This is a genomic window from Mangrovibacter plantisponsor (assembly GCF_003182475.1).
GTDB lineage: Bacteria > Pseudomonadota > Gammaproteobacteria > Enterobacterales > Enterobacteriaceae > Mangrovibacter > Mangrovibacter plantisponsor.
On the sequence record NZ_QGTS01000018.1, the window covers coordinates 1 to 11,760 of the forward strand.

Below are 11,760 nucleotides of genomic sequence, written 5' to 3' on the forward strand. Positions count from 1 at the left end.
TCGCCCTCGAACTCACTGACAGAGACATGGTCTTTGGTTAACAGATAGTATTCGGTATCGTCTTTTGCTACAGGAAAAGGATTCTGATAGTAGAAAGGTTTGCTCGACATTTTGTTCCTCACTTCATCCGTTATTGTCGCCGTTCTTCCAGTGATACAGCTGTTGGCGACGGTCGTTATTGATGCCTTTGCCTGCAATATGGCACAGCAAAGGCTGAGGTGTAGATAGTGTAAAACCGGGGCATAGCGCCCCGGTAATCATCAGAACATCATGGACATCCATGGGTAGCCAATCACAATCAGCGCTACCAGGAACAGGGCACCGAAGATGGTTCCCAGACGCCAGTAGTCTTTGGTCGGCAAATAGCCACTTCCATAGTATATCGGGCTTGGGCCGGTACCATATGGAGTGATGATACCCATCACACCCAGTGAAGTGACCAGCAACAGGCAGAATACTTGCATGTTCATACCTGGGATAGTGGAGCCGATAGTCAGTACCGCTGGCAACAACGCGGTGGTGTGCGCAGTGGTGCTGGCAAACAGATAGTGCAGCAGGTAAAACGCCAGCAGCAGTACAATTGTTGCCGTGCCCGGAGAGATACCGCTCATCAGTGCGCCACCTTCTTTACCCAACCAGCTAATAAAGCCAGTTGAAGAGAGGCCACCCGCCAGCGCTACCAGGGTTGCGAACCACACGAATGTGTTCCAGGCTGCTTTGTTACCTGTAATATCGCTCCACTCCAGTACACCGGTCCACAGCATCAGTGTAATAACCAGTAACGCAGCCATTGCCGGTTCAATCCAGCTGGCAGCGAAAATCCACATCATCAGTGCACAGCATACGAACACCAGCAACAGAATTTCGTTGCGTGACAACCGCCCCAGTTTAGCCAGTTCTTCACTTGCCCAACGCGGCACTTCGTCGTTGATTTTGACTTCAGGCGGATACAGCCAGTAAGCCAGCAGCGGCATAATGAGAATCAGCAGTACACCCAAAGGCAGGAACGCCATAAACCAGGTGCCCCAGGAAATAGCGATGCCGACGGTGCTTTTCACCAGCGCCAGAGCCAGCAGGTTCGGTGCCAGTGCAGACAGGAACATGGAACTGGTAATACAGGCGGCTGTAATCGCTACCCACATCAGGTACGAACCAATTCTGCGTGCGCTCGGATCATTAGGTTTTGAACCATAAAGCGGAGGCAGGTTGGCAATGATGGGGTAAATTGTGCCACCACTACGTGCCGTATTCGATGGGGTGAACGGAGCCAGTAACAGGTCCGCCAGGGTAATGGCGTAACCCAGAGTCAGGCTGCGACGGCCAAGGTATTTCACCAGAATCAGCGCCAGGCGGCGGCCGAACTGGGTTTTATCATAGCCTGCGGCAAACATGAACGCGCCGAAGATAAGCCAGACGGTGGAGTTACCGAAACCGCTAACCGCCCATTTAAAGGACGCCGCAGCCATTTTGAACTTCGGTGCGGCCATTTCATCAGGGCTGAACAGCAACCACTGACTAAACAGCGCGATGACAACGACACCTGTCAGGCCAATCACAGCACCTGGCAGCGGCTCAAAAATCAGGCCGACAATAACACCAACAAAAATGGCAAAGAAGTGCCATGCATAGGGTTGTAAACCTTCAGGAGTGGGGACCAGCAGTAGTAACACTGCTACCAGGACTGGCAGGAACATAAACAGCAGGCGATTTTTTTTACCACCTGGTGCTTTGCTTGCCGGTTTTGTAACCGATGTTTTCGCAGTTTCTTTCATGATGATTTGTCTATAAGTAGTTAAGAATCTTGTGGTGCACAGATAAGACAGCTCTGATTTTTTTAGTTACTTAAGTTTTTTTAGTTATTTAATAGTGACATTTTAATCGACCTCTCTTTGGTATTTCCTACGGAACTGTAGTGAATCTCCTGGCCCGACTAAATGTTTATATAATGCTTTTTTTGTATTTTCCACTGTTGATCAGGATCAATAAATTACAGCGATATTTTCATTTTTGAATAATAACTTTCAATGTAAATAAAATTCATAAAAATAACCTTTAATATCTTGTGTGAATTATGTGTTTTTTTGTCTCTGGGTAAGGTAAGTCTTGTCTTTGTATTTTTTTTGCATTTTTTTACGTTAACCAGGTACTGGTAAGAGTTGTTACATGTCTTTACTGGAGCGGATTGTGTGGGGTTTTATTGAGTTTATTAACACTTTTGATGATAGGTAAATAAAAGGTTAAATAAATTTATTGTTATGTAAAATTATAAATTTGAAATTGCTTTTTAATTAATTGATCTGGCTTTTACCTGCTCGGTAAATAGTTATTTAACTAATGTTATTACTTTTGAAACTAAAAAAGGATTTATATTAATGGCATGCAATCGGTAACGAATAAAAATTAAAAATAAGACGCCGGCAACAGAATTCAATTTTTAAATTTATGATCTTTGGAGCTGCTAATATGAACAGTAACGATAAAGTATTGAGTCCATTTACGTTACCCAATGGCACTGTATTGAAAAACCGCCTGTTGATGGCACCGATGACAACTTGTACTGGCTTTTATGATGGCACAGTCAATAGCGAACTGGTTGAGTACTACCGTGAGCGTGCTGGTGCGATAGGTACAGTTATTGTTGAGTGCTGCTTTATTGATGACCGTGGCCTGGCGTTCCCGGGTGCGATTGGTATTGATAACGACAACAAAATCGAAGGCCTGGCAAAAATCGCGGAAGCTATCAAGGCTAAGGGTTCTAAAGCAGTTCTGCAGATTTACCATGGCGGCCGTATGGTTGAGCCAAAACTGATTGGTGGCCGTGCACCGGTTGGCCCGAGTGCAGTCGCTGCACCTCGTGATGGAGCTGCCACACCAGAAGAACTGACCGCTGAAGAAGTGGATGGCATGATCACCAAGTTTGGTGAAGGTGTCCGCCGCGCGATTCAGGCCGGGTTTGATGGCGTGGAAATTCATGGTGCCAACACATACCTGATTCAGCAGTTTTTCTCTCCGAACTCAAACCTGCGTACAGACAAATGGGGCGGCAACCGTGATAACCGTGCCCGTTTCCCTATGGCTGTTCTGGAAATTACCCACCAGATGGCGCAGCAATACGCCGACCCGTCTTTTATTATCGGCTACCGCTTCTCACCTGAAGAACTGGAAGAACCGGGTATCCGCTTTGATGACACCATGTTCCTGCTGGAAAAACTGGCTGAACGGGGTGTGGATTACCTGCACTTCTCGGTTGGTTACACATTGCGTCCTTCTATTGTTGAAACCACAGACCCCACTCCGCTTATCAACAAATACGTTGCTATGCGTTCCGACAAACTGGCACAAGTTCCGGTCATGGGCGTCGGTGGTGTGGTGAATAAAGCTGATGCAGACCTGGCCCTGGAGCATGGCTATGATCTGGTCGCAATTGGTAAAGCCTGTATCGCGTACCCTGACTGGGCTGATCGCATTGCGAAAGGTGAGAAACTGGAGCTGTTTATCGACAGCACCAAACGTGAAGCCTTAACCATCCCGGAACCGTTATGGCGGTTTTCCCTGGTTGACGCCATGATTCGCGATATGAGCATGGCCTCCAAAAAATTCAAACCGGGCGTTTTCCAGGAAAAAGTGCAGGATGATGCCAATGAATTGCTGATTAATGTCAGCCTGGAAACTGACCGTATTGTTGATATTGCACTGGCTGATAACCCGGCACTGGATGTTGAGTTCTCCACCAGTTTCGACATCATCCGCGAGCGTATTCTGGATGCCAACAGCCCGCACGTTGACGCGGTTACCGGTGCAACCACTCAGAGTGAAGCTGTGAAAAAAGCAGTTTCTAAAGCCATTGCCAAGTCCTGCAAAGCACAGTTGCTGGAAGACGGTGGCGATCTTAACCAACCTCAGCACTACGATGTTGTGGTGGTAGGTAGTGGTGGTGCAGGTCTGGCGGCGGCCATTCAGGCATGTGATGAAGGTGCCCGTGTTCTGATTGTGGAAAAAATGTCCAGTATTGGCGGGAACACCATCAAAGCTTCTGTTGGGATGAACGCGGCCGAAACACGCTACCAGAAATTAAAAGGCATTGAAGACAGCAAGGAGCTGTTCTACCAGGAAACACTGAAAGGCGGGCACTTTAAAAATAACCCGGTCTTGCTGCGTGAATTTGTGGAACAGGCACCGCAGGCGATTGAATGGCTGGCAGAGCGTGGTATCGAACTGAGTGATATCACCATTACTGGCGGGATGAGCATTGACCGTACTCACCGCCCGGCTGACGCCTCTGCTGTGGGTGGCTTCTTGATCAGCGGTTTAGTGAAAAACGTCAACAAACGCAACATTGATGTCATGCTGGATACTTCGGTAACCCAAATTCGTTACGAAAATGGTGCCGTCGCCGGAGTTGAGTTGTTGAATGACGAAAATGAATCTCTGGTCATCGATGCAAAAAGCGTTGTTGTGGCAACCGGTGGCTTCAGTGCTAACCGTGACATGGTTGTGAAATACCGCCCTGAACTGGATGGCTTTGTGACCACAAACCATAAAGGTGCGACAGGTTCCGGTATTGCTATTCTGGAAGCGATTGGCGCGGCTACTGTGGATATGGGCGAAATTCAAATTCACCCAACCGTTGAACAAACCACTTCCTACCTGATTTCTGAATCAATTCGTGGTGGTGGGGCAATTCTGGTAAGCCAGGCTGGTAACCGTTTCTTCAATGAAATGGAAACCCGCGATAAAGTCTCTGCGCAGATTATCGCATTACCGGAAAAATATGCTTATGTGGTGTTTGATGAACAAGTACGCCTGAAAAATAAAGCAGCGGATGAATACATTGCCCGCGGTTTTGTAGAAAGTGCAGATTCTCCGCGTGAGCTGGCCGGTAAACTGGGTATGGATTACCATGCTTTCCTCGCCACACTGGAGCGTTACAATGTGTTTGTCGACAAACAGTATGACGAAGATTTTGGCCGCAAAACAGCGATGCGTCACCCACTGAACCAGGGGCCATTCTATGCGATTCGTATCGCCCCGGGGGTTCACCACACTATGGGTGGTGTGACAATTGATACCGAGACTCAGGTACTGGATGCCAGCAAAGCGGTACTGAAAGGTGCTTTTGCTGCCGGTGAAGTGGTTGGAGGTATCCATGGTGGTAACCGTATTGGTGGTAATGCGGTTGCGGATATTATCATCTTCGGTATTCTGGCAGGCCGTAACGCGGCACACAACGCGTTGCGCTAAACATCACTACGGTGCCTGCTGGCCTGGCAGGCACCGTATTTCTCCCGCAATACTGCAGGTGATGCCATGCCGCAAGAAGCTCACGTTTATTCTTACTCCGCCGTTCTGATGGGTTCCCCCATCCTGTTAAAACTCTTTCAGCACAATGAACACCTCGCCCATCAGGTTTTCCGCCTGATTAAACACTACGAAAACCTGCTCACCGTAAACCGTTCACCCTCTGAAGTAATGAACATTAACCATGCTGCCGGCCTGCACCCGGTGGTGGTTAACCCGGCAGTATATCAGTTGATTAAGTGCGCTAAAGCCGCAAGCCTGCTGCCCAACAGTGCCTTTAATCTTGCCATTGGCCCGCTGGTTAAATGCTGGAAAATTGGTTTCCAGGGGAGCAGTGTTCCCCCGGCGGGCGAGATTAGCGCGCGCTTAGCCCTAACCAGTCCTCACCAGGTGATACTGGATGATGAGCAACACAGTGTGTTCCTGGCTCAGGCTGGCATGGAGCTTGACCTGGGGGCTATCGCGAAAGGGTATATCGCCGACCGGGTCAGGGATTTTCTTCACAGCCAGCAGGTTTTTCAGGGGCTGATTAACCTGGGCGGTAATGTTCAGACTCTCGGTGGAGCTTCACAAGTGAGTGGTACGCCCTGGTCAGTCGGCCTGAAAAAACCGTTTGCCGGGCCGGATGATCTGATTGGCGTGATTGAGGTGGAAGGGAAGTCGGTCGTGACATCCGGTACTTATGAGCGCTGGTTTGAGTTTGCAGGCAAGCGTTATCACCATATTCTTGACCCGCGCACGGGGTACCCGCTGGATAATGAGCTTCACAGCGTGACTATAGTGTCGCAAGACTCTATTGATGGCGATATCTGGACCACATTGATGTATGGCATGGGGGTGGATCAGGGGTGTGCCTGCCTGGCGAATAAACCGGGTATTGAAGCGATTTTTGTCACTAAAGACTGCAGAGTTGTTCTCTCATCGCAGCAGTTATTTACCTTCACGCTGCAGGATTCATCTTACCAACTGGTGTAATTTCCCCGGTGGCGCGCAATAACATGCGCGCACCGGGTAATTGTGCATGAGCCGCTACAGTTACTGGCAGTATTGTTTGAGTAATGCGTAATGCTCCGCCTGCAGGCGGTAGCGGTAAACCGGGCGGCCGGTTACACCATAGTGAATACTGGTAAACAATATTTCGCTTTGCGCCAGCCAGATAAGGTATTTCCGGCACGACACGCGGGAAATATTTACCGCGTTTGCCAGTTCATCCGTGGAGAACTCACTACCCGGATGGGCGTCAATCCACAGGCAAATGGTACGCAGAGTTTGTGGTGTCAGGCCCTTTGGTAACCGTTTTGATTCACTGTTTTGGTGAAGACTACCGCGAATCAGCCGGTCCACATCCGCCTGCTCGTAATATTGCTGGTTATCCATCAAATTTTTCTTTTGACGCCAGCCTGTCAGTGCTTCTTCAAACCGGGAGAACTGAAAGGGTTTGATCAGATAATCCACTACACCATAATTCAGCGATTTCTTGATATTGTCGGCATCGGCGGCGGAAGAAATCACAATCACGTCGATGGGGCGTTGTGCCTGGCGCAACACAGGTAACAGATCCAGCCCGTTGTCCTGCTGCATATAAATGTCCAGCAGAATGAGGTCAATAGGTTGTTGCTTGTTGAGCACCAGTTCACTGGCTTGTTGCAGCGTAGAGGCAGTGGCGCAGCAGGTAAAACCGGGCACCTGGGCAACATAACAGCGGTTCAGTTCTGCGACCATCGCATCATCATCGACTATCAACACATTGATCATGTGCTCATCCTCTTACCATCCCAGGGAAGTTGTACATAAAATTGAGTGTAAACACCGGGCTCTGATTCAACTGAAATGGAGCCACCGAGGTTTTCTGCTTGTTGCTTCGCGAGGAACAGCCCAACACCGCGTTCACTTCCCTTGGAAGAGAAACCTTTTTCAAAAATAGCCTGAACATTTTCGGGGGCAATACCCGGGCCATCATCACTTACTTCACATGAGAGCCAGCCTTCCTGGTAGTGCAGTAACACACTGACTTCCCCTTCAGGTTGCCCCTGAAGTGCATCCAGGGCATTTTCAATCAGGTTCCCCAAAACAGTGATTAATACCGCGACTTGATCTTCATTATCGTTATCCGGCATCAGGCAGTCTTCTGCCAGAGTAAGACGCAGGCCGGCATCATGAGCGCGGTTAATTTTCCCCAACAGAAACCCGACAATGACCGGCGATTTAATTTTCAACTGCAGGGAGCCAATTTCAGCCTGGTAGTTATTTGCGGTACTGAGAATATAGTCTTCCAGCCGCTCATAACTCTTCATGTGCAGTAACCCCAGAATGACATGCAATTTATTCATGAATTCATGGGAGCGTTCTCGCAACGCATCGACATAGTTTACCATGCCGCTCAGGCGCTGCATTAACTGACTGACCTCGGTTTTATCCCTGAAAGTACAAATTGCGCCAATAATCGTATTGTTACTGCGCACCGGAACGGTATTACTCAGCAGAACCCGGCCATTGAGTGTAATTTCCTGGTCCCGGAGCGGTTTACCGGTTCGCAATACTTCCCGTAGCGTGGCAATAAGCGGCTGCGAATCACTGATATGGCCGGGCAAAGGCGCATCTGCAGTACTGGTGTCACGTAGCAGTTGCCGTGCTGTCTGGTTGATCAAATTAACATGGGCCTGGTCATCAACCGCGATCACCCCTTCTTTAATTGACTGCAACATGGCCTGGCGTTGTTCAAACAACGTCGATATCTCATAGGGTTCCAGGCCAAACAAAATGCGTTTCAGCATCCGTACCAGGCACCAAATGCCAATGGCACTGATTAAAGCACCGAACAGCACGGTCCAGATAATGCTCCAGCGGCTGTGATTAATTTGTGCTTTTACTTTATCGAGGGAAATACCTATCGCTACCACGCCAATTTGTTGGTGCTGGCTATCATAGACCGGGGTATATACCCGTACAGCTTCACCCAGTACCCCATGGTTAACTGAGACATTCTCATTACCAACTAACGCCGTGTTAATGTCACTGCCAATATAGTGGTGGCCAATGGCGTCTTTGTTTGGGTGGGAGTAACGAATACCATCCATATTGGTAATCACAACAAACAACAGGTCATTACGTTTGCGAATGGCTTCCGCCAGAGGTTGGATTTGCCGGGTTTGTGGCGGTTGTAATAACGCCTGTTGAACTTGTGGTGAATCTGCCAGGGTGCGGGCGACAGCCATAGCCTTGTCTTCGAGCCCGTCACGCGTGGCATCGCTTATCTGAAAAAAGTAGAGCAGATGAACCACTAACAATAATGGAATAATGACGGCGCTCACCATCAAAATGACGGATGTGCTCAGCTTCATTGGCCGCTTGCGAGCCGTCCGGGGTTGCTGCGAGTCGCTCATAAGCGCCCTTAACACAAAAAAACATGGGATTATTATCGCCAGGTGGCGTTATTTGTAAATGACTGATGCCGGGTAAAAGCAAGTTTAGTTTGATAAATCAGATATTGCTTTGTGGCAGGTTAACCTAAAAGCAAAAGTGGTACTTTTTGTAAGTTATAAAACTGCCTTACTGGTTGACAAAGGGTGAGAGTGAGTCAATGCAGGTCAGTTTATTTTAGAAAGGCAATATTAAAAACTTAATGTGAGTAACCGGATTAATTACTTTGTTAAATATATCTGGATGGCTACGGTTTTCTCGATGAATGTGCATGGTATATTCTAAATGGAAAAGAACAGACACCAGGTAACGTTGTGTGACGTGGCATGCAAGTGAATTGCATGGCACGTTATTGTGGTCAATAAAACGGCTGTTTTTTTATTGAATCATTAAATTTTTCTGGATAATAAGTAAATATCGAGTGTTTTATATTTGTAGCATCATTAATGTTAATTAAGGCATTTTTAATGACGAAAAAGTCTTCTGAATGTTGCTGTTGTGAATTTTTCCTGTACTATTCTCCTGCCTCTGGTGAGGTATATTAAATTCATAATTATCGGCGTTTTTAATTTAATTGCTTTATGTTTTTTTGTGTTCATTTATCAGAATACAGTTTTTTAGCAAACGGTGTTTATTTACAAGGAACGAATGTGCTTGTTTGTTAAGTGGTGCGTTTTTGCATGTATTTAACAGGTAAGCCGAGGACGGCAATATGTATGTGCATATTGCTAACAGTAACCCTGTAATGGGAAATAAAAAGGAGTTTTGTGTGAGAAAGCTAGCTTTAGCCATGGGTATCAGTGCTGCATTTTTGGCGTTTCCTGCCGTAGCCAGTACCGCAAGTGATGAAAACCGTACTATCGCGTATGTTACCTCCTGGGGTTTCACGGATGCCGATCCTGCCCCTATTTTGGCTGAATCAAAAGTCGATACCTATTTACTGTCTTTTGCTCGCTGGGATGCGCAAGGCAATATTACATCATCTGATGATATCGCTACGCCGATGCCTTACGACCCCTGGTGGATTGCTGGTGGGTATTTAGGGTGGACGCACATGAAGTATGACCACCCGGAAAGAAAAATTCTTGCCGCTTTTGGTGGACAGACGTATGAAGACATGTGGAGTTACATGGATACACCAGAGCGCCGCGAAGCCATCGCACAGTCTCTGGCTGAACTGCTGAAAACCCCTTACCCGGTGTATAAGCGTGGCCTGAAAGAGTCAGAGATTGACGGCGACTGCCAGTTCTGGAACTGGAATGGCTCCTGTAATACTGACGTGTATCAGAAAGCAGGTTCCGTTTACCTCGATGGTATCGACTTCGATTTTGAAAAAGTCGCTCGCCTGACAGAAAAGGAAAACGAAAACTTGTTATTGCTGGCACAGCGCCTGCGCGAGTTAATCGGTAAAGATAAAGTTATCAGTCTGACAACCTACCACGTTGGCGCAGACCCGGTTGAGTGTGCAAATAATACCGTGGTTGATAACTGCTCTTATATTGAAGATAAACGCTCCGACCACCATGGTGAAGTTCTGCCTTTGCTGGAAAAGAGTAAAGACTTATTCGACTTCTTTAATGTAATGGCTTATGACGCAGGTCCGAATTTCCGTTGGCAGGTTGCTATGGAAAACTATGCGCGCGCAATTGGCGATAAATCAAAAGTTGTTCTGGGTGCCACCATTAACTCTCAGTGGGGGCCGGTAAGCAACTTTATTGAAAGTAAAGAAAATAACCTGGCGCGAGCAGAGTGGCAGGCAGCCAATGGCTACGGCGGTTTCTTTGTCTGGACCTTCGGCGCAAATACCCAGAATATGCCGCTGTCTGAGCAGGTAGCATATGTGAATGACATGCGTGAAGCGGCTGATAACGCGGCACCGTCTGTCGAATTACCACCCTCTGGCATTGTGGTTTCTCCGCAGGCTGTCACTTTGACGCTGCCAACAGAGTATTTCAATGGTAATAACCGTGTGGTGATTGACCGCCAGAAAGGGTTGCTGGGCAACGAGAATCTGGGGTACACCCAGTCAGGTAAAGCCTGGGGATACCGCTACAGCGGTGCTCTGCCTTCAGTATTAACATCCGGGATTACGCACACAGCAGAAGGCATGACGGAGATAGCTTTCCCCGCCTTCATCAGTGTGGGCGACAAGCTGTTCTTCCGCAGTGTTGACCCGAACCTGACCAACAGTGTTTTAGCAGATTTTGGCAGCGTTACTGTCACTCAGTCCATGCTGGACAACGGAACTTTTTTGCCGCGCGAAAAGTAATTAAGTAAATGGTTGCTGGCAAGATGTTTGCCATCAGCCCCAGGAGGCCCAGTGGGCCTTCTGGTTATTAATATCAGCGTGTTATGTGTTTTTTCTTCAGCTTAAAAATTAATTTACAGCAGCGTTTTGTACAAATAATGCTCAGTAAGGTTTCCGGTATTAATGAGGTGCCTGTCTATGATAACCACCCGAATACGTCAGCAGAGTCTCAATATCATCGCAGTCATAATGATAGCGAGTTGCTGTGTTGCGGTTTATTTCACAGCCCGGGCCCCATTTTCAGAAATTAATAATGACTTTAATGAGAAAAACAGTGTTGGCGATGATACTATTCATCTTGCTGCAGCCTTTGCTCAGGCTCCACGGGACGGGCGTTGGGCATGGCATGAATCACAAGTTTCTCTGAGCAGTGAGCAGGTTAATAATGCCCCACCTTCCTCTCTGGCTTTGAAACTGGTGGGGGTAGTAAGCCACAAAGATTGTGAGCGGGCTCTGGCTATTGTTGAGTTGGGTTCCCGGCAATACAGTTACTCATGTGGTGAAGTGGCAGACCTTCCTGGTGTGCATATTATGCGTGTGTTAACCGATCGGATTGTTATCAAGCATAAAGGTTATTTTGAAACCGTGCATATCGGCAAAAAAGATGCGGGATAACTCACAAGCTGTAAGTTAAAGACCTCTGCCATCAATGGGATGATGGCTAATAACAGAAAGGATTCTGGATGAGCAAAGCAACAGTAATCTATGAACACGTAAAGTGTTTTTTTAAATAC

8 protein-coding genes are annotated in these 11,760 nt (G+C 47.6%); 4 read left to right on the plus strand and 4 right to left on the minus strand.

All coding sequences use genetic code 11. The features are described 5' to 3' along the window. Both DES37_RS25960 and DES37_RS21825 read right to left on the minus strand, forming a co-directional pair. Nucleotides 1-110, minus strand: a 110-nt coding sequence (locus DES37_RS25960; RefSeq protein ID WP_245930161.1) for a hypothetical protein, incomplete at its 3' end; no start/stop codon positions are given. A 150-nt stretch (nt 111-260) separates the two neighbouring features. Next, the gene (locus tag DES37_RS21825; RefSeq protein WP_110027880.1) at nt 261-1,772 is read right to left on the minus strand and encodes an anion permease; all 1,512 of its coding nucleotides are present in this window, start codon (nt 1,770-1,772) and stop codon (nt 261-263) included. Nucleotides 1,773-2,463: 691 nt separating this feature from the next. Here DES37_RS21825 and DES37_RS21830 point away from each other — a divergent pair. Continuing rightward, nucleotides 2,464-5,241, plus strand: a complete 2,778-nt coding sequence (locus DES37_RS21830) for a flavocytochrome c (RefSeq protein WP_110027933.1) — start codon at nt 2,464-2,466, stop codon at nt 5,239-5,241. A gap of 66 nt (nt 5,242-5,307) precedes the next feature. Further along, nucleotides 5,308-6,273 (plus strand): FAD:protein FMN transferase, encoded by a 966-nt coding sequence (locus DES37_RS21835; protein ID WP_110027881.1) that lies wholly within the window; start codon nt 5,308-5,310, stop codon nt 6,271-6,273. Nucleotides 6,274-6,333: 60 nt separating this feature from the next. On the opposite strand, the gene dcuR is transcribed toward DES37_RS21835, so the two are convergent. Together dcuR and DES37_RS21845 are read right to left on the minus strand one after the other, a co-directional pair. Continuing rightward, a complete protein-coding gene (gene dcuR / locus DES37_RS21840) occupies nt 6,334-7,053 on the minus strand; it encodes a two-component system response regulator DcuR (protein WP_036110606.1) in 720 nt (239 codons plus the stop codon). After that, nucleotides 7,050-8,681: a sensor histidine kinase gene (locus DES37_RS21845; protein WP_110027882.1), complete on the minus strand. Its 1,632-nt coding sequence runs from the start codon at nt 8,679-8,681 to the stop codon at nt 7,050-7,052. The genes dcuR and DES37_RS21845 overlap by 4 nt, the downstream gene beginning before the upstream one ends. A gap of 806 nt (nt 8,682-9,487) precedes the next feature. Between DES37_RS21845 and DES37_RS21850 the strand changes: the two genes are divergently transcribed. Beyond that, a complete protein-coding gene (locus DES37_RS21850; RefSeq protein ID WP_170123806.1) occupies nt 9,488-10,987 on the plus strand; it encodes a glycoside hydrolase family 18 protein in 1,500 nt (499 codons plus the stop codon). 177 nt (nt 10,988-11,164) lie between these two features. Continuing rightward, on the plus strand, nt 11,165-11,641 hold the full coding sequence (locus DES37_RS21855; protein ID WP_170123807.1) for a type II secretion system protein N: 477 nt from the start codon (nt 11,165-11,167) through the stop codon (nt 11,639-11,641). Nucleotides 11,642-11,760: the final 119 nt, after the last annotated feature.

Coding starts and splice junctions, on each gene's coding strand:
- DES37_RS21825 (WP_110027880.1), bottom strand. CDS start 1,772: ATGAAAGAAACTGCGAAAACATCGGTTACAAAACCGGCAAGCAAAGCA.
- DES37_RS21830 (WP_110027933.1), top strand. CDS start 2,464: ATGAACAGTAACGATAAAGTATTGAGTCCATTTACGTTACCCAATGGC.
- DES37_RS21835 (WP_110027881.1), top strand. CDS start 5,308: ATGCCGCAAGAAGCTCACGTTTATTCTTACTCCGCCGTTCTGATGGGT.
- dcuR (WP_036110606.1), bottom strand. CDS start 7,053: ATGATCAATGTGTTGATAGTCGATGATGATGCGATGGTCGCAGAACTG.
- DES37_RS21845 (WP_110027882.1), bottom strand. CDS start 8,681: ATGAGCGACTCGCAGCAACCCCGGACGGCTCGCAAGCGGCCAATGAAG.
- DES37_RS21855 (WP_170123807.1), top strand. CDS start 11,165: ATGATAACCACCCGAATACGTCAGCAGAGTCTCAATATCATCGCAGTC.